The following is a 20,487-nucleotide window of genomic DNA, read 5'->3' on the forward strand; positions in this document are numbered from 1 at the left end:
GCCTCAGAAGGTGTAGCCGACTTGCGGCTGCTTGTCTTCCAGCTGGTCGAGCAGGCGCACCAGCGGACGCAAGTCCTTGTAGCGGCCGGCGGTCTTGCGCACGTAGTCCATCACGGTCGGCAGGTCGTTCAGGTACTGGGCCTTGCCGTCGCGGTAGTTCAGGCGGCAGAACAGGCCGAGGATCTTCAGGTGGCGCTGCAGGCCGGCGTATTCGAAGTCCTGGTAGAAGCCGTCGATGTCCTGGTTGACCGGCAGGCCGACCGACTTGGCGTGCTGCCAGTAGCGGATCGCCCAGTCCAGCACCAGTTCCTCGTCCCACTGCACGTAGGCGTCGCGCAGCAGCGAGGCCAGGTCGTAGGTCATCGGGCCGTACAGCGCATCCTGGAAGTCCAGCACGCCGGGGTTGCCGGCGTCCATCCACATCAGGTTGCGCGAATGGAAATCGCGGTGCACATACACTTGCTGCTGGGCCGTGACGTTGGCCAGGATGGCCTCGAACACGGCTTGCAGCTCGGCGCTCTGCTTGTCGGTCAGCGTGGCTTTCAGGTGCTGGCCGATATACCACTCGGGGAACAAGTTCATTTCGCGCAGCATGAAGGCGCGGTCGTACTCGGGCAGCACATCGGGCTGGCTGGTCAGCTGGAACTTGACCAGCGCTTCCAGCGCTTCGGCGTACATGGTCGAGGCGTTGTCGTGGTCCAGCACTTGCAGGTAGGTGGTCACGCCCAGGTCGGACATCAGCAGGAAGCCGCGTTCGTAGTCGGTGGCGACGATGCGCGGCACGCTGACGCCGGCATGTGTGAGCATTTCGTCTAGCTTGACATAGGCCAGCACGTTCTCGCGCTCGGGCGGCGCGTCCATGACGACCAGCGTCGCGCCCAGCGCGGCTTGTTGATCGGGCAATACATCGACGCGGAAATAGCGGCGGAAGCTGGCGTCGGCCGAGGCCGGGCGCGCGCTGGCGACGTCGACCACGTTCAGCGTGGCCAGCCAGGCGGTCAGCTGCTCCAGGCGCAGGTCGGGCTGCGCCGCGGAAGATGTATCGGAAGTTAAATTCTGTAATAAAGACATTAAGCGGGCCCGGGAAACCGGTGTTGGGTGAAGATTCCCATATAATAAGGGATTCAAATCAAAAAATCGCCTGTCATGGTGTTTCATCCCTTCTTTTCATGAGTCGCATGCGCTGGCTTCCGGCCCCCCCCACCACCACGCAACGCTGGGCGTTTGCCCTGACTGCCATCGCCGCCGTGACGGCAGCGCCGACCCACGCCCAGAGCTTGCCGCCGAAGGCGCGCGCGCCGCGGGTGGAGGACAAGAACGCCGTCACCACCATCCAGGCCGAGGACATCAGCGGCCGCCCCGAGCGTGAAATCACGCTGGAGCGGGATGCCGAGCTGCTCAAGGATAAGACCCGCGTCAAGGCCGATACCGCCTGCTACCGCCAGGTCGAGGACGAGGTCGAGGCCAAGGGCAACGTCAAGATCTGGCGCTTCGGCGACTATTTCACCGGCGACGAGCTCAAGCTGAACATGGACAGCGGCCAGGGTTATATGCTGAACCCGACCTACCGCCTGGAAGCCAACCACGCCCAGGGCAAGGCCGAGCGCATCAACTTCATCAACGAAGACGAGGCTGTCGTGGTCAACGGCACCTACAGCACCTGCCAAGGGCCGACGCCGGACTGGTACCTGCGCTCGAACACCTTGAACCTCGATTCCGGCCGCGACGTCGGCACGGCCGGCAAGACCATCATTTATTTCAAGGACGTGCCCATTCTCGGCACGCCGGCGCTGTCGTTCTCGCTGTCGGGCGCGCGCCGCTCCGGCTGGCTGTCGCCGATGCCGGGCTTCGGCTCCAAGGGCGCGGCCGAGCTGACCGTGCCCTACTACTTCAACATCGCGCCCAACCGCGACTTGACGGTGTACCCGAAGATCATCCCGCGGCGCGGCTTCCAGCTGGGCGCCAACGGCCGCTACCTGGGCCAGACCGACGGCGGCCTGTACCAGGGCGAAACCTATGTCGAGTACCTGCCGCACGACAAGCAGTACGTGCCGACCACGCCGGGCGGCTCGACCGACCGCTGGACCATCAAGTCCACCCACGCGCAGGAATTGTCCAAGGACTGGTCCTACGGCTGGAGCATCCGCGCCGCCTCGGACAACAACTATCCTAACGATTTCTCCAAGACCGTATCGAGCTCGACCGAGCGCCAGCTGCTGCGCGAGCTGCGCACCGACTACCACGGCGACTTCTGGACGCTGACCGCGCGCGTGCAGAAATACCAGGTGCTGCAAGATCCGGAATCGGTGGTCGACAAGTCGCTGTTCGTGTCGCGCCCCTACGACCGCCTGCCGGCGATCAACTTCCACGCCGCCCAGTACGACGTGGCCGGCGGCTTCGACTGGGCCGTCGACAGCGAGCTGACCCGCTTCTACCACCCGACCCTGATCAACGGCACGCGCCTGGTGGCGATCCCGCAGGTGAGCTACCCGATCGTCGGCCCCAGCTACTTCATCACGCCCAAGGTGATGGTCAACCTGGGCAGCTACCAGCTCGACAGCTTCGGCACGCAAAAGTCGGACAACCTGTCGCGCGCGGTGCCGACCTTCTCGCTGGACTCGGGCCTGGTGTTCGAGCGCGACACCAAGATCGGCGGCAAGGACGTGACGCAGACGCTGGAGCCGCGCCTGTTCTACGTCAACACGCCGTACCGCGACCAGAGCCAGTTCCCGACCTTCGACACCGACGCCGCCACCTTCAACTTCAGCCAGATCTTCAGCGAAAACCGCTTCGTCGGCTCGGACCGCATCGGCGACGCCAACCAGCTGACGGCGGCGCTGGTGTCGCGCTTCCTGGACGCGGCCGGCGCCGAGACGCTGCGCCTGGCGTTCGGCCAGCGCTTTTATTTCCGCGACCAGCGCGTGCAGCTGGCCTCGACGACGCCGGTGGTCGACTCGCGCTCGGACATGCTGCTGGCCGCGACCGGCCGCATCTCCGAAACCTGGGGCTTCGACAGCGCCGTGCAGTACAGCCCCAGCCAGCGCCGCGTGGTGTCGGAAAGCTATACCGCGCAATGGATGCCGGGCCAGAAGAAGGTGCTCAACCTGGGCTACCGCTACCTGCGCGGCAGCTTCAAGAACTTGGAAGTGTCGAGCCAGTGGCCGATCTTCCAGCGCTGGTACGGCGTCGGCCGGGTCAGCTACTCGATGCAGGACAAGAAGATCCTGGAAAGCCTGGTCGGGCTGGAATACAACGCCGACTGCTGGGTGTTCCGCATGGGCGCGCAGCGCTTCGTGACCACCTCGACCAAGGCGTCGACGCCGATCTTCTTCCAGCTGGAGTTGAACGGCCTGTCGCACCTGGGCGTGGGCAGCCCGCTGGAGGCGATGAAGAACAGCATCCCCGGTTATCAGCGTTTGAACGAGGGCTACGGCCGCTAAAGCCAGCCACACCGGCGTCCGCCGCCGCCGTACCAGGGCAGCGGGCGTTTTTTGATTTTTTACACCTGACTCATGAGCGTTCTTAAGATGAAGTTCGAAATGAAAATTCTGGCCGTCCTGCTGTGCACCACCGCCCTCGGCGGCTGCAGCCTGTTTTCGAAGAAGCCTGCTCCGGCCCCGGCCGCCGCGCCCGCCGTTGCCGCCGCCCCGGCGCCGGCCGCCGGCGCCGCACTGAACACCACGCCGGCTACCGCCGCCAGCGCCAAGTCCGACGGCAAGGGTTTCCTGCCGCCTGGCGAATCGGGCAATGTGGCGATCGATTCCATCGTGGTGGTGGTCAACGACGACGTCATCACCCAGCGCGAGCTGAGCAACCGCATCAAGAGCGTGACCGCCCGCATGAAGGCGCAGAACGTGCAGATGCCGGACCCGGCCGACCTGCGCCGCCAGCTGCTCGAGCGCATGATCGTCGAACGCGCCCAGCTGCAGATGGCCAAGGAAATGGGCGTGCGGGTCGACGACCAGCAGCTCGACCGCGCCATCGGCCGCATCGCCGAAGCGCAGAAGCTGTCGGTGCAGGACTTGCGCAACCAGATGGAAAAGGATGGCACGCCGTACGCCGCCTTCCGCGAAGATATCCGCGAAGAGATCATCATGCAGCGCCTGCGCGAGCATGAAGTCGACGCCAAGATCCAGATCTCCGAAGCCGAGGTGGACAGCTTCCTGGCCGCCGAGAAGGCCGCCGCCGCCGAGCAGTTCGAGATCAACATTTCGCAGATCATGGTGCGCATCCCCGACAACGCCACCGCCGAAGTGATCGCCCAGCGCCGCGCGCGCGCCGAGGAAGTGATGCGCCAGCTGCGCACCGGCGCCGACTTCGCCAAGATGGCCGCCACCTATTCGGACGCCAGCGACGCCCTGCAGGGCGGCGTGGTCGGCTGGCGCCAGCCCGAGCGCCTGCCGCCGGTGTTCGCCGAAGCGCTGACCAAGCTCAAGCCTGGCCAGGTGACGCCGATCATCAAGAGCGTGGGCGCGTTCCACATCCTGAAGGCGGTCGACCGCCGCAGCCTGGCCGAGGCGCAAGCCGTGGCCGCCGTGCAGCAGACCCACGCCCGCCACATCCTGATCAAGGTGACGCCGACCATGAGCGCGGCCGACGCCAAGCGCAAGCTGGCCGAACTGAAGGAACGCCTGGACAACAACGCCGCCAAGTTCGAAGACCTGGCGCGGCTGGTCTCCAATGACGGTTCGGCCGCCAAGGGCGGCGACCTGGGCTGGCTGGCGCCGGGCGACGTCACGCCGGAATTCGAGGCGGCGATGAACAACCTGAAGATCGGCGAAGTGAGCCAGCCGGTGGAAACCAGCTTCGGCCTGCACCTGATCGAAGTGCTGGAGCGCAAGAGCGACGACGTCTCGAAAGAGCGTGAGCGCACCAATGCGCGCCAGGCCATCCGCGAGCGCAAGGTCGAGGAAGCGGCGGAAAGCTGGCAGCGCGAAGTGCGCGACCGCGCCTACGTCGAGTTCCGCACCGAAGACGGCGCCGCCGCCGCCAAGTAATCATCAAGGGGACCACGCGTGAGCGCCACTTTACACACCGGGCGCAGCGCGCTGCGTCCCGTCCACCGCGCCGGCCGCCCGGCCATCGCCGTCACCGTCGGCGAGCCGGCCGGCATCGGCCCGGAGATTTCGCTGCGCGCCGCCTGGGCCCGCCGCCACGAGGTCAATTGCGTGCTGCTGGGCGACGCCGCCTTCCTGGCCATGACGGCCAGCACCATCGATCCGGACATCAAGGTGGCGGCGCTGTCGCTGCAGGCGCTGCGCAACGGCGGCCTGCCGCGGTTCGGGCCGGAGCGCCTGTGCGTGATCGACATCCCGCTGGCGGCCCACGTCGTGCCGGGCCAGCTGGACAAGGAAAACGGCCGCAGCGTGCTGGCCACGCTGGACGCCGCCATCGAGGGCGTGCAGGCCGGCTGGTTCGAGGCGGTGGTGACGGCGCCGCTGCAGAAGAGCACCATCAACGACGCCGGCGTGCCGTTCTCCGGCCACACCGAATATTTCGCCGACCGCACCGGCACCGCGCAAGTGGTGATGCTGCTGGCCGGCCAGCCGCTGGCGCCGGCCGGCAAGCCGGTGCCGCCGCCGCTGCGGGTGGCGCTGGCCACCACCCACCTGGCGCTGAAGGATGTCGCCGCCGCGCTGACCCGTGACGGCCTGGGGCGCACGCTCGACATCATCGACCATGACTTGAAAACCAAGTTCGGCATCGCCGCCCCGCGCATCCTGCTGTGCGGCCTGAACCCGCACGCGGGCGAGGGCGGCTACCTGGGGCGCGAGGATATCGACGTCATCGCGCCGGCCATCGCGGCGGCGCAGGCGCGCGGCATCGCCGCCTCCGGCCCGTATCCGGCCGACACCCTGTTCCAGCCCAAATACCTGCGCGACGCCGACTGCGTGCTGGCCATGTACCACGACCAGGGCTTGCCGGTGCTGAAGTACGCCACCTTCGGCGAGGGCGTCAACATCACGCTGGGCCTGCCGCTGATACGCACCTCGGTCGACCACGGCACCGCGCTGGACCTGGCGGCGCAAGGCCCAGGCCTGGGCCTGGCCGACTGCGGCAGCATGGAAGCCGCGATCGCCACCGCCGTGGCCATGGCCGACGCCGTGGCCGCCTCCTCCTCATCCTCCCAATAAGAAGAACCACTATGAAACACGTCGCCCGCAAACGCTTCGGCCAAAACTTTTTACACGATAAATACGTCCTCTCCAGCATCACCGAAGCCATCTCCCCGGCGCCGGACGACGCCATGGTCGAAATCGGCCCCGGCCTGGGCGCCATGACCGAGCAGCTGATGCGCACGCTGAAGATGATGCATGTGGTCGAGCTGGACCGCGACCTGGTGGCGCGCCTGGAAAAGACCTACAACCCGGCCAAGCTGACCATCCACGCCGGCGACGCGCTGAAGTTCGACTTCGGCAGCATCCCGGTGCCGGCCGGGCAGAAGCTGCGCATCGTCGGCAACCTGCCGTACAACATCTCCAGCCCGCTGCTATTCCACCTGGCGGACTTTGCGCCGCAGGTGCAGGACCAGCATTTCATGCTGCAAAAGGAAGTGGTGGAGCGCATGGTGGCCGAGCCGGGCAGCAAGACCTACGGCCGCCTGTCGGTGATGCTGCAGTGGCGCTATGACATGCAGCTGCTGTTCGTGGTGCCGCCGGAAGCGTTCGATCCGCCGCCGAAGGTGGAGTCGGCCATCGTGCGCATGATCCCGGTCGCCAACCCGCTGCCGTGCGACGGCGCCACGCTGGAGGCGGTGGTGTTGAAGGCGTTCTCGCAGCGCCGCAAGGTGATCCGCAACTGCCTGGCCGGCATGTTCACCGAAGAGCAGATCGTCGCCGCCGGCATCAAGCCGACCGACCGTCCGGAAGCGGTGGGCCTGGCCGAGTACGTCGCGCTGGCCAACCTGCTCAAGCCGCAGTAAGCGCCTGCCGAGCCCGTGTCGGGGTCAGACCCCGACACGAACCCGGCGGTGCGCTTTTTCGCGGGCAAAAAAAAGCCCGCTGGTGAAAGCGGGCTGAATCCAATTCCTTTGCAAGAAGTGGAGGAGACAAGTCAAGTATGCTGCGTCGCGGCATATAACGCAAGTTTATTTTTCGAATATCGAACATCACGATATCGCATAACTCTCCCCACTTCCGCCGCGCCGCGCACGGTGCGCGGCGCCTTGCTCCTGATTACTTCGGTTTGCAGCTCAGCAACAGGTTGCTGGCGTCGGCGCCGTTGATCACGCCGGTGCCGCCGGTCAGGCTGCAATTCAGGTCGGCCGGCTGCGACAGGATGGTCACGCCGTAGGCGATGCCGTCCGGCACCGGGTTGGCGAACTGGAAGTTACCCTTGCCCAGCGTGAAGTCGAGGGCGCTGGCGCTCGACACCGATACCGTGCCGCCGGTCGAACCATTGGTCAGCACCACGATGCGCGGCGTGGCGGCGGTGGTGGCGGTGGCGTCATTGTTGGCGAACAGGCCGACGAACTGGCCGCTGACGTTGTAAGTCTTCTGCTGGCAGAGCACTTGCGCGGCGATCGAAATCGTATGGCCGGCCGAGCCGGAGGCGCCCGCCATCACGTTGCAAGTCTGGTGGTCGGGATCGTGCTGCACGGTGATGTTGTACTCGGTACCGTAAGGAATCTGCCGCGGCATCGTGAACGACGTGGCGCCGGGCTGCACGGTCAGCGTGTCGCTGCCGTTGGCCAGCACCAGGCCGGGATTGCTCAGGCCGGAAATCGTGCCCTGTACGGCGAATTGGGCCTTGCCGCCGCAGGCGGACAGCGCGGCGGCCAGCATCAGCGCCGCAACGGCGCTCAAAGTCGAAAATTTCATCTATTACTCCAAAAAGAGGCGGGGCAGGCCGGCCATCGCGCGATGGCCGGCCCGGGAATTATATGCAGCTGACGGTGACGCCGAGGAAGTCGCCGGCAGGCATGTTGCCGATGCCGTTGGCGACCGTGCAGACCTGGGGCCGCTTGGTGTCCTGGTCCACGGGCTGGGACAGAATGGTCACGCCGTACGGCGAACCGTCGCCGACCTTCGAGAAGGTAAAGTTGACGTTGGCGCCGGCGGTGGCTGGCGGCTGCACACTGACCAGGTCGGAGCCATTGGCCAGCACCAAGCCCGAGGAGCGCAGGCCCAGGCCGCTCACGGTGCCGCCCAGCGTATAGGGGTTGGTGACGCATTTGAAGGTGATCGGATAGGCGGTGTAGGCGTTGGCCTTGCCGACGTTGCTGCCGTTGACCGCCTCGCACTTGGCGCCGGTCGGACCGCTGACAATCTGCACATCGTATGCTTCGTCGACCGCGATCAGCTTGGTGAACGTGAAGGTGACATTGCTGCCACCGTTGGCGGCCACCGGCAGTTTTTCGCCGGTCTTATTGTTGATCAGCACCAGATCAGGCTTGGCCAGGCCGACGACGGTGCCCGACAGCAGCAGGTTGCCGTTGTTGCCGCCGCCGCAGGCGTTCAGCAGGGCGGCGCACAGCAGGGCCAGGCCCGGACGCAGATACGAACTTTTCATAAAAATCTCTCTCCAAAACGAATAGGGGCCGGCAACACTCGGGTGCAGCATATTACACGGAATGGGCCGTATTTTAGTGCATTTGGTAACACCGGGGCCGCTAAGCGATGTAACAGCTTGTGACACTTGCAGCGCCGCCGGGCCGGCGCCGCCGCTCATTTGACCTGTGCCAGCGCGCAGCGCGAACGCTTGCCGTCGAGCTGGCAGGTATTGCGCACCCGGCCCTGCAGATCGTGCACCTGCACCAGCCAGCGCTCGGCGCCCTGGCGCTCCATGGTCATGAAGCCGAAGCCGTCGACCCAGGAGCTGAACTGCTCGACCACCGCGCCCGGGGCCGGCGTCACGCCGTCCGGCAAGCGTTCCGGCAACGGCACGGTGTCCTCGGCGGTGCCGGAAAAGCCGGAGATGAACTGGCTGGGGTGGCCGCTGGCAAAGCTGACCTGCTCCCACAGGTGTACGTGGCCGGACAGCATCGCCTGTATGCCGGCCGGCAGCAGCTGCGGATTGAGCGAGCCGAAGGCTTGCTGCAAGCCGGCGTCGCCCGGCAGCAGCACGATGGCGCCGTCGGCCTTGCGGTCGGCGCCCATGCCCAGCAGCGGGTGGTGGTCGATGCCGATGTTGCGCGGCGCCTGGCCAGCCAGCGCCTCGACCTGGCGGTACAGCTCGCGGTACTTGTCGTAACCGAGATCGCCCGGCTTCAAGCCCTTCCAGGTGGTGTTGGCGGTGTCCATCACCAGCAGCTGGGTGTCCTGGCCGATGGGCACGGCGTAGGGCGCGCTGTAGTTGCCGGTGGCGTCGTCGTCGGCGGCGTTGCAGTCGCGGCCGGGCAGCAGCGGGCGCGGATCGAGCAGGCGCCAGTAGCCCTGGCCGCCGCGCGCGCAGTTTTCATGGTTGCCGCGCGCCATGACCCACGGCGCCGCTTGTAGCAGCGCCGCGCCGGGCGCGAAGAAGTCGGCGTTCCAGGCGTCCCAGCCGTAGCCCCAGGGGCTGCCGGCGCAACCGGCGTTGCCCTCGGGGCAGGCGTTTTCGCGATAGTGGTAGTCGCCGACGTGGATCACCAGTTCCGGGCGCCACGCGGCGGCGGCGGCCGCGATGGCGGCGAACGGATAGTCGGCCTCGCGGTTGCAGGCCTGGTAGCTGTTGCTGTTCTTTTGCAGGCGGCAGCCGGTGTCGCCGATGACGACGATGCGCTGCGGCGCGGCGGCCGGCACGGGCAGCGCCCGGCCCAGCACGCTGGCGCCGGCGTAGCTGCCGGCGGCCGGCAATTGCGCCTCGCAGGTCAGCAGCGGGAAGGCGGCCGGCTTGGAATCGGCCGGGGCCGACGGCGTCGGCCGCAGCGGCACGGTGGCGGCCGGGGCGCGCAGCGCCATCGGCCGCGGGCGCTGGTCGATGACGATGTCGGGGCAGGCGGGGGCGGCGATCAGCACGCGCGCCACGGCGGCGCCGTGCTCGCCCAGCACCACATACGAGGAAAAGGCGGGCGGCTGGCCGACGGTGGCGCAGCCGGCCAGCAGGGCGGCAAGCGAGGCGGCAATCAGGGAGGCAGGCAGCAGGGGCGCGCGGCGCGACGGCCGGCGCAGGGGCAAGGAAAAGGGCACGGGGTCTCCAGCAGGGCAATCCGGTAATTTACCATGCCCTCGCCCGGCGGCGATCGGTGCGACAATACGTGGATTCCACATTACGAGTTGCCCGCCATGACCCCACGCCGCCCGCTAGCCCTGCTGTTCGATCTCGACGATACCCTGTGGCCGATCGGCCCGGTGATCGCGGCGGCGGAAACCAGCTGGCACGCCTGGCTGGCCGAGCACGCGCCCGAGGTGACGCAGCGCTACAGCGTGGCCGAGCTGCGGGCCCGCCGCATGGCGCTGCTGGAACAGCGGCCGGAACTGGTGGTCGACTTGTACCAGCTGCGCCGCGTGGCGCTGGAACAAGCCTTCGCCGAAGCCGGCGCCGACGCCGCCCACATCGACGGCGCCATGCACCACTTCCACGAGCGCCGCAACGCCGTCACGCCGTTCGACGACGTCGCGGCCGGGCTGGCCGCGCTGCACGGCATGCTGCGGCTGGGCGTGATCACCAACGGCAACGCCGACCTTGAAGTCATCGGCCTGCACCACCATTTCGACACCGTGCTGGCCTCGTCGCGCTTCGGCCGCGCCAAGCCCGACCCGTCCATCTTCCTGGCCGCCTGCGAGGCGATGGGCGTGGCGCCGGCGGACGCCGTCTACGTCGGCGACGACCTGCGGCTGGACGTGCAGGGCGCGCAGAACGCCGGCCTGCGGGCGGTGTGGATGAACCGGAACGGCAGCGCCGCGCACCTGGAGGCGGGCATCGCGCCGGACGCCATCTGTGCCGGTTTTGACGAACTTCTGGCCTGGGTGCGCGGGCAAATGCAGCATTGACGCCACGCGGCGGCCCCCTGCGCCCGCAGAGCGTGCATAATAAGCGGAACTACCATTAGTAAATGACCATGCAACTCGATACCCGCGCACAAACCTTGCTCAAGGCCTTAGTCGAACGCTACATCGCGGACGGCCAGCCGGTGGGCTCGCGCGCCCTGTCCAAGATTTCCGGCCTGGACCTGTCGCCGGCGACCATCCGCAACATCATGGCCGACCTGGAGGAGCTGGGCTACGTCGCCAGTCCCCACACCTCGGCCGGCCGGGTGCCGACGCCGCGCGGCTACCGCATCTTCGTCGACACGCTGCTGACCGTGCAGCACCTGGACGAGCAATCGGTCGAAGGCCGCATGCGGCTGCAGGCGCCGCAGCCGCAGAAAATGATTTCCAACGCGGCGCAGATGCTGTCGTCGCTGTCGCAGTTCGCCGGCGTGGTGCTGAGCCCGCGGCGCGAATCGGTGTTCCAGCAGATCGAGTTCCTGCGGCTGGGCGAGAAGCGCATCCTGCTGGTGATCGTCGGCCCGACCGGCGACGTGCAGAACCGCCTGCTGCTGACCGATGCCGACTATAGCCCGGCGCAGCTGGTGCAGTCGGCCAACTACATCAACCAGAACTACGGCGGCCTGGCCTTCGACGAAGTGCACACGCGCTTGCAGAACGAGGTGCGCCAGCTGCGCGACGACATGGGCCGGCTGATGCAGGCGGCGGTGGAGGCCGGCAGCGAGGCGATGGCGGACAATTCGGACGACATGGTCATCGCGGGCGAGCGCAACCTGCTGTCGGTCAGCGACCTGTCGTCGAACATGACGTCGCTGCGGCAGATGTTCGACATGTTCGAGCAGAAGACGGGACTGATGCAGCTGCTCGACGTGTCGAGCAAGGCCAGCGGCGTGCAGATCTACATCGGCGGCGAATCGAGCCTGGTGCCGATGGACGAGATGAGCGTGGTGACGGCGCCGTACACGGCCAACGGCAAGATCGTCGGCACGCTGGGCGTGATCGGCCCGACGCGCATGGCTTACGAGCGGGTGATACCGATCGTCGACATCACGGCCAAGCTGCTATCGAATGCCTTGAGCCACAATTAAAAAAAGCCCCGACGGGGCTTTTTTTATGGCCGGTGCGGGCAGGCGGTCTTGGTACAGTTGCCGTAGATCGCCAGCGCATGCTCGGCGATCTTGAAGCCGCGCTCCTTGGCCACCAGTTGCTGGCGGCTTTCGATTTCCTCGTCGAAGAATTCTTCCACGCGGCCGCAATCGAGGCACACCAGGTGGTCGTGGTGCGAACCCTCGTTCAGTTCGAAAATGGCCTTGCCCGTTTCGAAGTGGTTGCGGTTGAGCAGGCCGGCCTGCTCGAACTGGGTCAGCACCCGGTACACGGTGGCCAGACCCACATCCATATTGTCGGCCAGCAGGATCTTGTAGACATCCTCGGCGGTCAGGTGGCGTACCTCGCTGTTCTGGAAGATGTCCAGGATTTTGAGGCGTGGCAGCGTGGCTTTGAGGCCGCTGGCCTTCAGGTCGGTCGGATTGTTGCCCATGGTGGAGACTCTTTGAAGTGGTTGGCGATAGCTAGGCCACAGTTTAACGCACTCCGGCTGCCACCGCACCTTTCCTTCCCCGACGGCGGCGCCCCGCGTGAAATTTACATTTGCAATGTTTTACAATTAATCTTTATAAAACAAGGACATAGTTGCCGATTTGCTGGATAATGCTCTCTCCCGGAGTGCCCGCGCAGCCCCATGTCGCACCTTGTGCTTTATGATATAGCGTTTTTCGGCACTTCCGCTCGATCAGATTGAGGACAACCATGCGCGTCACCCAGGCTTTATCGCAGTCTTTGTTGCACCGTTTCACCCGCCGCGCGCCCTTGCTCGCCGGCGCTGTTTGCGTCGCGCTGGCCGCGGGCGGCTGTGCATCCAACACCACGCTGGGCGAGAAATCGACCGAAGTGAAAGAAACCGGCACCACGCTGGACGCCAACAAAGGCGCGCAAACCACCACCATCACCAAGTTCCAGAAGTTCATGTGGTTCTTCTCGCCGTATCGTCCGGACATCCAGCAGGGCAACTTCGTCTCCGAGGAAATGCTGACCCAGCTTAAGCTCGGCATGACGCGCGAGCAGGTGCGCTTCATCTTCGGCACCGCGCTGCTGGCCGACCCCTTCCACGCCGACCGCTGGGACTACGCCTTCCGCATGGCCAAGGGCAACGGCGAAATCACCACCAGCCGCGTGATCGTGTTCTTCGACAAGGAAGGCAAGGTAGCGCGCTGGGAAGGCGGCAACCTGCCGACCGAAAAAGACTACATCGCCCGCATCGCCGGCCCGGCGCCCAAGGTCAAGAAAGACTTGAACACGCCGGACGCGCGCCCGGTCGGCAATACCGCGACTATCCCGGCCGGCAGCGACAACGCCGCCGCCTCGCCGGTGGGCATCACGGTGAACAACGACAAGAAATAAGCACGAGGACAGAAGCATGACAGACCTGAACATCGCCATCGCCGGCGCCGGCGGCCGCATGGGCCGCATCCTGATCGAAGCGGTGCAGGACGCGCCGGACGCGCGCCTGTCCGGCGCGCTGGACCGCGCAGGCTCGGCCAACATCGGCAGCGACGCTGCCGCCTTCCTCGGCAAGCCGGCCGGCGTGCCGGTCGAAGCGGAACTGGCCAAGGGCCTGGCCGGCGCCCAGTTCCTGATCGACTTCACCCGTCCCGAAGGCACGCTGGAGCACCTGGCGTATTGCGCCGAGCACGGCATCAAGATGATCATCGGCACCACCGGCTTCGATGAAGCGGGCAAGGCGGCCATCGCCGAAGCGGCCAAGAAAACCGCCATCGTGTTCTCGCCCAACTTCAGCGTCGGCGTCAACGTCACGCTCAAGCTGCTGCAACAGGCGGCCAAGGCGCTGTCGACCGGCTACGACATCGAAGTGATCGAAGCCCACCACCGCCACAAGGTCGACGCGCCGTCCGGCACCGCGCTGAAGATGGGCGAAGTGCTGGCCGACGCGCTGGGCCGCGATTTGAAGGATTGCGCCGTCTACGCGCGCGAAGGCGTGACCGGCGAGCGCGACCCGTCGTCGATCGGCTTCGCCACCATCCGTGGCGGCGACATCGTCGGCGACCACACCGTGCTGTTCGCCGGCACCGGCGAGCGCATCGAGATCAGCCACAAGTCCAGCAGCCGCGTGACCTACGCCCACGGCTCGCTGCGCGCCTGCCGCTTCCTGGCCGACAAGGCGACCGGCCTGTACGACATGAACGACGTGCTGGCGCTGAACTGATGATGCCCAACCACTTCACCCTGGCCAGCTACTGGGAACAGGGCGACACCATCAGCCACCTGGTGGCGCTGGTGCTGCTGGCGATGTCGCTGGTGAGCTGGTTCTTCATCTTGTCCAAGGCTTGGGCCGCGTGGCGCATCCGCCGCAGCGCGCCGGCCGTGCAGGCGTTCTGGGAGGCGCCGTCGATGCAGGACGGCGTCGCCGCGCTGACGCTGGCCGACCCCGAGCAAGTCTTCCTGCCGCTGGCGCAGCAGGGCGCCGCGCAATTGCAAGCCGCCGGCCGTCCGTCGCTGGGCGGCGCCATGGGCCACGCGGCCCAGGTCACGCGCGTGCTGCGCGTGGCGATCCAGGCTTCCACCAACCGCCTCGAAGGCGGACTGACCCTGCTGGCGTCGATCGGCGCCACCGCGCCGTTTGTCGGCCTGCTGGGCACCGTGTGGGGCATTTACCATGCGCTGGCCAATGTATCGGCCAACGGCACGGTGCAGATCGACAAAGTGGCCGGCCCGGTGGGCGAGGCGCTGATCATGACCGCCATCGGCCTGACGGTGGCGATTCCCGCCGTACTGGCGTATAACGGATTCAACCGCGTCAACCGGCTGACCCTGGCCGAACTGGACGCCTTCGCGCACGACCTGCACGCCTACCTGACCACGGGCGAGCGTGCGGCCAAGTAAGGAGCAGGCATGAGCTTTGGCGCATTCAACCACCACCGCAATCCGGGGCCGATGGCCGACATCAACGTCACGCCGATGGTGGACGTGATGCTGGTGCTGCTGGTGATCTTCATCCTCAGCGCGCCGATGTTCACCAACTCGGTCAAGCTGGACTTGCCGAAGGCGCAGGCGCAAGCGAACCCGCAGCAGCCGGCCACGGTGACGCTGTCTATCGACGGCGCCGGCAAAATATTCTGGAATAACGACCCGGTCGAGCAGAGCGTGCTGGAAGCGCGCCTGGTCGAAGCGGCCAAGCTGGAGCCGCAGCCGGAACTGCAACTGCGCGCCGACAAGGACACCCGCTACGAAGTGGTGGCGCAGGTGATGGCGGCCGCGCAGTCGAATGGATTAACGAAATTGGGCTTCGTCACCGATCCCAAGAAAGAGAAAAAATAATGGCAACCGCAGAATTGAACGGCGCGGAAATCACCGGCTTCGACAGCTTCCACGCCGCCTGCAAGGCCGCGCTGGGTTTCCCCGACGGCTACGGCAACACCATGGACGCCTGGGTCGATTGCCTGAGCTATCTGCGCGATGAAGACGGCATGAGCAAGTTCCGTCTGAAGCCGAACGAGGTGCTGGAAATCGTCATCAAGGACGCGGCGGCCATGAAGGCCGCGGTCCCGGATATTCTGGAAGAAGTGACGTACTGCGTGGCCGGCATCAACGAGCGCTACGAAGACTACGGCGAGAAGCCGGCCCTGAAACTTACGCTGCGCTAGGCGCGGCACCGGCGGGCACGGCGTTCGGGATCAGCGCCTTGGCGCCGGTTTCGCCCGGGGCCAGCGTCAGCACCTCGAAGCCGGTTTCCGTCACCAGCACCATGTGCTCCCATTGCGCCGACAGCGATTTGTCGCGCGTCTCGACGGTCCAGCCGTCGCTCAATTCCTTGGTCGCCGCCTTGCCGGCATTGATCATCGGCTCGATCGTGAACAGCATGCCCGGCTTGAGCACCACGCCCTGGCCCGGACGGCCGTAGTGCGTCACCTGCGGTTCTTCGTGGTAGACCATGCCGATGCCGTGGCCGCAGTAGTCGAGCACCACGCTGTAGCCGGCCTTCTCGGCGATGGTCTGGATCGCGAAGCCGACATCGCCCAGCGTCGCGCGCGGCTTGACCGCGCGGATGCCGGCCCACATCGCCGAATAGGTGGTCTCCACCAGCTTGCGCGTGGCCTTCGACGGTTCGCCGACGTAGTACATGCGGCTGGTGTCGCCATGCCAGCCATCCTTGATGACGGCGACGTCGATGTTGATGATGTCGCCATCCTTGAGGATGTGGTCGGCCGCCGGAATGCCGTGGCAGACCACGTGGTTGACCGAGCTGCACACCGTGGCCGGGAAGCCGCCATAGCCGACGTTGGCCGGTATCGCCTGCTGCACGTTGACGATGTAGTCGTTGCACAGCTGGTCGAGGTGGGCCGTGCTGACGCCCGCCTTGACGTGCGGCGCGATCATCGTCAGTACATCGGCCGCCAGCTGGGCGGCGACGCGCGCCAGGACGATTTGCTCGGGCGACTTGATCAGATTGGCGTTACGGCGGGACATGGGACGACCTCTTTCATTTTTTAAGCCGCGTATTCTGCCACAAATGCGTGCCGCGATCTCTAGCGCACCGCCTTCAGGTCGAAGTGCGGGTTGTCGATCAGGCAAAGCAGATTGCCGAACGGGTCGGCCAGTTCGACCGTCTTGATGTTCTCGCCGACGTCCTGGATGGCGCCGTGCACGGTGGCGCCCAGGGCGACGATGCGGTCCACCTCTGCGGCGATATCGTCCACGCCCCAGTAGACCATGCTGCCGGTCTGGCCCGGTTTGCCGTCCGGGATCAGGCCCAGCTCGAAGCCGCCGATGCTGAAGCCGACGTAGAACGGCTGGTCGAAGTAGGGCGCGGTGTCGAATACCTTGCTGTACCAGGCCTTGGCGCCGGCCAGGTCGGCGACCGGATAGGCCACGGTGCGTAATCCCTTGATCATGCTTGTCTCCACTGAAAGGTTGAAAACATCATCTTGGCACAAGGGCGCCGTTTGCGATTGTAAAAATGGAAGCTAGGCAGCGTGCAGGAAGCGCTCCGGCGCGCTGCCGGCGAACTCCTGGAAATCGTGGATCAGGTGCGACTGATCGAAATAGCCGCAGTCCAGCGCCAGTTGCGCCCAGTCCGGGGCCGGCGTGGCCTTGAGCGCGGCGGCGGCCAGGCGGAAGCGGCAGATGCGCGCATACAGCTTGGGCGACAGCCCGACCCGCGCTCGGAACAGCGCCGCCATGTGCTGGCGCGACACGCCCAGCTGCGCCGCCAGGTCTTCGATGCGCAAGGCGCCGCCGCTGGCATCCAGCGCAGCCAGGGCGCGGCGGATCAGCAGATCGCCCGCATCGCCCGGCTTGCCCGCTGTGTGCAGGCGCAGCAGCAGTTGATGCTCGATGACGGCGATTCGCTCGCGGTCGGACAACTCGCAGGTCCACAGCGCATCGGCCAGCCGTTCGGCATCGTTGCGGCCCCATAGTTGATCGATATCGGCCCGCTGGTCGGTCAGCGCATGCAGCGGCGCGGCCAGGAAGGCGCCGGCCACACCGGGCTTGAAGCGCACCGCTACCGTCCGCAGCGGCCCGCTGCTGGCGACCAGGATGGAGCTGCTCATCATACCGACCGCGAAGCCGGGCTGGCCGCCGTCCTGCCAAAGAATATCGACGCAATTATCCGGCAACACCCGATGCGTATGAGCACCGCCAGGCGCGCACGCCGCCCACATGCACTCGACATGCGCGGCCAGCGCCGGGTGGGGAGGATATTCGCGATAATACATCCGCACAGTATATAACCTTGGGGTCAAGTCTGACATTCGGACACGGCCCCGGCCGTACTGCGGAACAGCCCGTGTCCGAATGTCAGACTTGACCCCCTGGGTTATAATGTCCGGTTCATATTCACTTATTGGCCGCACACCATCATGCAAGATAAATATAGTCCCGCTGACGTAGAGAAAGCCGCTCAATCCCACTGGAAAGCCATCGACGCCTACAAAGCCGTCGAGCACGACCCGCGTTTCCCGAAAGGGAAGTATTACGCCTGCTCGATGCTGCCTTACCCATCGGGCAAGCTGCACATGGGCCACGTCCGCAACTATACGATCAATGATGTGATGTACCGCTACCTGCGCATGAACGGCTACAACGTCCTCATGCCGATGGGCTGGGATGCGTTCGGCATGCCTGCGGAAAACGCGGCGATGGCCAACAACGTGCCGCCTGCGCAATGGACCTACTCCAACATCGCCCACATGCGCGAGCAGATGGAGTCCATGGGCCTGGCCATCGACTGGTCGCGCGAAATGACCGCGTGCAAGCCGGAATACTACAAGTGGAACCAGTGGATGTTCCTGAAGATGCTGGAAAAAGGCATCATCTACAAAAAGACCGGCACCGTGAACTGGGATCCGATCGACCAGACCGTGCTGGCCAACGAACAGGTGGTCGACGGCCGCGGCTGGCGTTCCGGCGCGCTGATCGAAAAGCGCGAAATCCCGATGTACTACGCCCGCATCACCGACTACGCCGACGAGCTGCTGGCCTATGTCGACGACAAGCTGCCAGGCTGGCCTGAGCGCGTGCGCACCATGCAGACCAACTGGATCGGCAAGTCGACCGGCGTGCGCTTCGCCTTCCCGCACCAGATCAAGGGCGCCGACGGTTCCCTGATCCAGGACGGCAAAATGTACGTCTTCACCACCCGCCCGGACACCATCATGGGCGTGACCTTCTGCGCCGTGGCCGCCGAGCACCCGCTGGCCATCCACGCCGCGCAGACCAATCCAGCACTGGCCGCCTTCAACGCCGAGTGCAAGCTGGGCTCCGTGATCGAAGCCGACATGGCGACGATGGAGAAGAAGGGCATGCCGACCGGCTTGTTCGTCACCCATCCGCTGACCGGCGAGCAGGTCGAAGTCTGGGTCGGCAACTACGTGCTGATTACCTACGGCGACGGCGCCGTCATGGGCGTGCCTGCGCACGACGAGCGCGATTTCGCCTTCGCCAAAAAATACAATCTGACTATCAAGCAGGTCATCAAGGCCGAGGGTAAAGAGTTCTCGACCGAAGCCTGGCAGGAATGGTACGGCGACAAGGAAGTCTCCATCGTCACCAACTCCGGCAAGTACGACGGCCTGGCCTACGCCGCCGCCGTTGACGCGGTGGCCGCCGACATGGCAGCCCAGGGCCTGGGCGAGAAGAAGATCACCTTCCGCCTGCGCGACTGGGGCATCTCGCGCCAGCGCTACTGGGGCACGCCTATCCCGATGATCCACTGCGGCGATTGCGGCGTGGTGCCGGTGCCGGAAAAAGATCTGCCGGTCGTGCTGCCGGAAGACTGCGTACCCGATGGTACCGGCAACCCGCTGAACAAATACGAAGCCTTCCTCAAGTGCGACTGCCCGCAGTGCGGCAAGCCTGCGCGCCGCGAAACCGATACGATGGACACCTTCGTCGATTCGTCGTGGTACTACATGCGCTATACCTCGCCGGGCGCCGACAAGGCCATGGTCGACGAGCGCAATGACTACTGGATGCCGATGGACCAGTACATCGGCGGCATCGAACACGCCGTCATGCACCTGCTGTACGCGCGCTTCTGGACCAAGATCATGCGCGACTTCGGCCTGGTCAAGTTCGACGAGCCGTTCACCAACCTGCTCACGCAAGGCATGGTACTGAACGAGACCTACTACCGCGAAGACGCAGCCGGCAAGAAGACCTGGTTCAATCCGGCCGACGTCGACCTGACGCTGGACGACAAGGGCCGCCCGCAAGGCGCGACCTCGAAGGCCGACGGCCAGCCGGTCAACATCGGCGGCACCGAGAAGATGTCGAAGTCGAAGAACAACGGCATCGACCCTGCCGCGCAGATCGACCAGTACGGCGCCGACACCGCGCGCCTGTTCACCATGTTCGCCTCGCCGCCGGAACAGACGCTGGAATGGTCGGGCAGCGGCGTCGAAGGCGCCAACCGCTTCCTGCGCCGCGTGTGGGCCTTCGGCTACGCGCAGCGTGAAGCAATCGCCGCCGCCGGCGCACCGCTGACCGCCGTCGCCACTACCGACGCAGGCAAGGCCCTGCGCCGCGAACTGCACAAGGTGCTGCAGCAAGCCGACTACGACATCAAGCGCATCCAGTACAACACCGTGGTATCGGCCTGCATGAAGATGCTCAACACGCTGGAATCGGCCAAGGATGCGGATGCCGCGTCGGTCGCTGAAGGCTACGCGATCTTCCTGCGCCTGCTGAACCCTGTCGCTCCGCACATCACCCACGTGCTGTGGGAAGAACTGGGCTACGCCAAGGCGCACGGCGACATCCTCAACGTGCAGTGGCCGCAAGTGGACCCTGCTGCGCTGGAGCAGTCCGAGATCGAAATGATGATCCAGGTGAACGGCAAGCTGCGCGGCAGCGTGGTGGTGGCCAAGACCGCCGACAAGGCGAGCATCGAGGCTGCGGCACTGGCCAACGAGGCGGTGCAGAAGTTCATCGAAGGTACGCCGAAGAAGATCATCGTCGTGCCGGGCAAATTGATCAACATCGTGGTTTAACCGGGTTC

Annotated in this window: 20 protein-coding genes; 12 read left to right on the forward strand and 8 right to left on the reverse strand. The window is 65.6% G+C overall.

The genetic code is table 11. From position 1 onward, the window contains the following. Positions 1 to 3 precede the first annotated feature (3 nt). Positions 4 to 1,071 (reverse strand): aminoglycoside phosphotransferase family protein, encoded by a 1,068-nt coding sequence (locus GEV01_RS25845; RefSeq protein WP_152808523.1) that lies wholly within the window; start codon positions 1,069 to 1,071, stop codon positions 4 to 6. A gap of 107 nt (positions 1,072 to 1,178) precedes the next feature. Between GEV01_RS25845 and GEV01_RS25850 the strand changes: the two genes are divergently transcribed. From GEV01_RS25850 to rsmA, 4 genes are all read left to right on the forward strand, one after another. After that, positions 1,179 to 3,440, forward strand: coding sequence for an LPS-assembly protein LptD (locus GEV01_RS25850; protein WP_175023224.1), 2,262 nt, complete (start codon positions 1,179 to 1,181; stop codon positions 3,438 to 3,440). A gap of 87 nt (positions 3,441 to 3,527) precedes the next feature. Continuing rightward, positions 3,528 to 4,997: a peptidylprolyl isomerase gene (locus GEV01_RS25855; RefSeq protein ID WP_152808527.1), complete on the forward strand. Its 1,470-nt coding sequence runs from the start codon at positions 3,528 to 3,530 to the stop codon at positions 4,995 to 4,997. A gap of 18 nt (positions 4,998 to 5,015) precedes the next feature. Then, entirely contained in the window at positions 5,016 to 6,134 is a 1,119-nt protein-coding gene (gene pdxA, locus GEV01_RS25860) for a 4-hydroxythreonine-4-phosphate dehydrogenase PdxA (protein ID WP_328595623.1), read from the forward strand. Positions 6,135 to 6,145: 11 nt separating this feature from the next. Continuing rightward, positions 6,146 to 6,922, forward strand: a complete 777-nt coding sequence (gene rsmA / locus GEV01_RS25865; protein WP_152808529.1) for a 16S rRNA (adenine(1518)-N(6)/adenine(1519)-N(6))-dimethyltransferase RsmA — start codon at positions 6,146 to 6,148, stop codon at positions 6,920 to 6,922. Between the two features lie 253 nt (positions 6,923 to 7,175). Here the strand turns inward: rsmA and GEV01_RS25870 are convergent, their stop codons facing one another. From GEV01_RS25870 to GEV01_RS25880, 3 genes are all read right to left on the reverse strand, one after another. Then, positions 7,176 to 7,820 carry a hypothetical protein gene (locus GEV01_RS25870; RefSeq protein ID WP_152808531.1) on the reverse strand — a complete coding sequence of 215 codons (645 nt, stop codon included), beginning with the start codon at positions 7,818 to 7,820 and terminating at the stop codon, positions 7,176 to 7,178. A 58-nt stretch (positions 7,821 to 7,878) separates the two neighbouring features. Next, on the reverse strand, positions 7,879 to 8,511 hold the full coding sequence (locus GEV01_RS25875) for a hypothetical protein (RefSeq protein ID WP_152808533.1): 633 nt from the start codon (positions 8,509 to 8,511) through the stop codon (positions 7,879 to 7,881). Between the two features lie 155 nt (positions 8,512 to 8,666). Further along, positions 8,667 to 10,109, reverse strand: a complete 1,443-nt coding sequence (locus GEV01_RS25880; RefSeq protein WP_328595624.1) for a metallophosphoesterase — start codon at positions 10,107 to 10,109, stop codon at positions 8,667 to 8,669. 96 nt (positions 10,110 to 10,205) lie between these two features. Between GEV01_RS25880 and GEV01_RS25885 the strand changes: the two genes are divergently transcribed. Both GEV01_RS25885 and hrcA read left to right on the forward strand, forming a co-directional pair. Further along, on the forward strand, positions 10,206 to 10,913 hold the full coding sequence (locus tag GEV01_RS25885; RefSeq protein WP_152808535.1) for an HAD family hydrolase: 708 nt from the start codon (positions 10,206 to 10,208) through the stop codon (positions 10,911 to 10,913). A 68-nt stretch (positions 10,914 to 10,981) separates the two neighbouring features. Next, complete coding sequence (hrcA, locus tag GEV01_RS25890) at positions 10,982 to 11,998, forward strand: heat-inducible transcriptional repressor HrcA (RefSeq protein WP_175023226.1); 1,017 nt, start codon at positions 10,982 to 10,984, stop codon at positions 11,996 to 11,998. A 23-nt stretch (positions 11,999 to 12,021) separates the two neighbouring features. Here hrcA and fur read toward each other — a convergent pair whose 3' ends face one another. Continuing rightward, positions 12,022 to 12,450: a ferric iron uptake transcriptional regulator gene (fur, locus tag GEV01_RS25895; RefSeq protein WP_008452832.1), complete on the reverse strand. Its 429-nt coding sequence runs from the start codon at positions 12,448 to 12,450 to the stop codon at positions 12,022 to 12,024. A gap of 269 nt (positions 12,451 to 12,719) precedes the next feature. Here fur and GEV01_RS25900 point away from each other — a divergent pair, with 269 nt between their 5' ends. The 5 genes from GEV01_RS25900 to GEV01_RS25920 are packed head-to-tail and all read left to right on the forward strand — an operon-like array spanning position 12,720 to position 15,631. Further along, positions 12,720 to 13,370, forward strand: a complete 651-nt coding sequence (locus GEV01_RS25900; protein ID WP_152808537.1) for an outer membrane protein assembly factor BamE — start codon at positions 12,720 to 12,722, stop codon at positions 13,368 to 13,370. Between the two features lie 16 nt (positions 13,371 to 13,386). Then, positions 13,387 to 14,193, forward strand: coding sequence for a 4-hydroxy-tetrahydrodipicolinate reductase (dapB, locus tag GEV01_RS25905; protein WP_152808539.1), 807 nt, complete (start codon positions 13,387 to 13,389; stop codon positions 14,191 to 14,193). Continuing rightward, positions 14,193 to 14,870, forward strand: coding sequence for a MotA/TolQ/ExbB proton channel family protein (locus tag GEV01_RS25910; RefSeq protein WP_152808541.1), 678 nt, complete (start codon positions 14,193 to 14,195; stop codon positions 14,868 to 14,870). Before dapB ends, GEV01_RS25910 begins: the two co-directional genes overlap by 1 nt. A gap of 9 nt (positions 14,871 to 14,879) precedes the next feature. Continuing rightward, positions 14,880 to 15,305, forward strand: coding sequence for an ExbD/TolR family protein (locus GEV01_RS25915; protein WP_152808543.1), 426 nt, complete (start codon positions 14,880 to 14,882; stop codon positions 15,303 to 15,305). Next, positions 15,305 to 15,631: a barstar family protein gene (locus GEV01_RS25920; protein WP_008452822.1), complete on the forward strand. Its 327-nt coding sequence runs from the start codon at positions 15,305 to 15,307 to the stop codon at positions 15,629 to 15,631. Before GEV01_RS25915 ends, GEV01_RS25920 begins: the two co-directional genes overlap by 1 nt. Here the strand turns inward: GEV01_RS25920 and map are convergent. The 3 genes from map to GEV01_RS25935 all read right to left on the reverse strand — a co-directional run bounded on the left by map (position 15,618) and on the right by GEV01_RS25935 (position 17,704). Beyond that, complete coding sequence (gene map / locus GEV01_RS25925) at positions 15,618 to 16,454, reverse strand: type I methionyl aminopeptidase (RefSeq protein WP_152808545.1); 837 nt, start codon at positions 16,452 to 16,454, stop codon at positions 15,618 to 15,620. The two genes, GEV01_RS25920 and map, sit on opposite strands and share 14 nt — an antisense overlap. A 59-nt stretch (positions 16,455 to 16,513) precedes the next feature. Further along, complete coding sequence (locus GEV01_RS25930; RefSeq protein ID WP_152808547.1) at positions 16,514 to 16,879, reverse strand: VOC family protein; 366 nt, start codon at positions 16,877 to 16,879, stop codon at positions 16,514 to 16,516. A 72-nt stretch (positions 16,880 to 16,951) separates the two neighbouring features. Beyond that, on the reverse strand, positions 16,952 to 17,704 hold the full coding sequence (locus GEV01_RS25935) for a helix-turn-helix domain-containing protein (protein ID WP_152808549.1): 753 nt from the start codon (positions 17,702 to 17,704) through the stop codon (positions 16,952 to 16,954). Between the two features lie 144 nt (positions 17,705 to 17,848). Here GEV01_RS25935 and leuS point away from each other — a divergent pair, with 144 nt between their 5' ends. Next, positions 17,849 to 20,479, forward strand: coding sequence for a leucine--tRNA ligase (gene leuS, locus GEV01_RS25940; protein WP_152808551.1), 2,631 nt, complete (start codon positions 17,849 to 17,851; stop codon positions 20,477 to 20,479). The last annotated feature ends 8 nt before the right edge of the window (positions 20,480 to 20,487 follow it).

The sequence above is a fragment of the Rugamonas rivuli genome, assembly GCF_009380165.1.
In the GTDB taxonomy this organism is placed as follows: Bacteria; Pseudomonadota; Gammaproteobacteria; order Burkholderiales; family Burkholderiaceae_D; genus Rugamonas; species Rugamonas rivuli.

What these genes read in the sequence shown, in the direction of transcription:
- GEV01_RS25920 (WP_008452822.1), top strand. Translation starts at nt 15,305, where the DNA reads ATGGCAACCGCAGAATTGAACGGCGCGGAAATCACCGGCTTCGACAGC.
- rsmA (WP_152808529.1), top strand. Translation starts at nt 6,146, where the DNA reads ATGAAACACGTCGCCCGCAAACGCTTCGGCCAAAACTTTTTACACGAT.
- map (WP_152808545.1), bottom strand. Translation starts at nt 16,454, where the DNA reads ATGTCCCGCCGTAACGCCAATCTGATCAAGTCGCCCGAGCAAATCGTC.
- GEV01_RS25935 (WP_152808549.1), bottom strand. Translation starts at nt 17,704, where the DNA reads ATGTATTATCGCGAATATCCTCCCCACCCGGCGCTGGCCGCGCATGTC.
- GEV01_RS25930 (WP_152808547.1), bottom strand. Translation starts at nt 16,879, where the DNA reads ATGATCAAGGGATTACGCACCGTGGCCTATCCGGTCGCCGACCTGGCC.
- hrcA (WP_175023226.1), top strand. Translation starts at nt 10,982, where the DNA reads ATGCAACTCGATACCCGCGCACAAACCTTGCTCAAGGCCTTAGTCGAA.
- GEV01_RS25900 (WP_152808537.1), top strand. Translation starts at nt 12,720, where the DNA reads ATGCGCGTCACCCAGGCTTTATCGCAGTCTTTGTTGCACCGTTTCACC.
- GEV01_RS25875 (WP_152808533.1), bottom strand. Translation starts at nt 8,511, where the DNA reads ATGAAAAGTTCGTATCTGCGTCCGGGCCTGGCCCTGCTGTGCGCCGCC.
- GEV01_RS25850 (WP_175023224.1), top strand. Translation starts at nt 1,179, where the DNA reads ATGCGCTGGCTTCCGGCCCCCCCCACCACCACGCAACGCTGGGCGTTT.
- GEV01_RS25910 (WP_152808541.1), top strand. Translation starts at nt 14,193, where the DNA reads ATGATGCCCAACCACTTCACCCTGGCCAGCTACTGGGAACAGGGCGAC.
- dapB (WP_152808539.1), top strand. Translation starts at nt 13,387, where the DNA reads ATGACAGACCTGAACATCGCCATCGCCGGCGCCGGCGGCCGCATGGGC.
- GEV01_RS25885 (WP_152808535.1), top strand. Translation starts at nt 10,206, where the DNA reads ATGACCCCACGCCGCCCGCTAGCCCTGCTGTTCGATCTCGACGATACC.
- fur (WP_008452832.1), bottom strand. Translation starts at nt 12,450, where the DNA reads ATGGGCAACAATCCGACCGACCTGAAGGCCAGCGGCCTCAAAGCCACG.
- GEV01_RS25845 (WP_152808523.1), bottom strand. Translation starts at nt 1,071, where the DNA reads ATGTCTTTATTACAGAATTTAACTTCCGATACATCTTCCGCGGCGCAG.
- leuS (WP_152808551.1), top strand. Translation starts at nt 17,849, where the DNA reads ATGCAAGATAAATATAGTCCCGCTGACGTAGAGAAAGCCGCTCAATCC.
- GEV01_RS25870 (WP_152808531.1), bottom strand. Translation starts at nt 7,820, where the DNA reads ATGAAATTTTCGACTTTGAGCGCCGTTGCGGCGCTGATGCTGGCCGCC.
- GEV01_RS25855 (WP_152808527.1), top strand. Translation starts at nt 3,528, where the DNA reads ATGAAGTTCGAAATGAAAATTCTGGCCGTCCTGCTGTGCACCACCGCC.
- GEV01_RS25915 (WP_152808543.1), top strand. Translation starts at nt 14,880, where the DNA reads ATGAGCTTTGGCGCATTCAACCACCACCGCAATCCGGGGCCGATGGCC.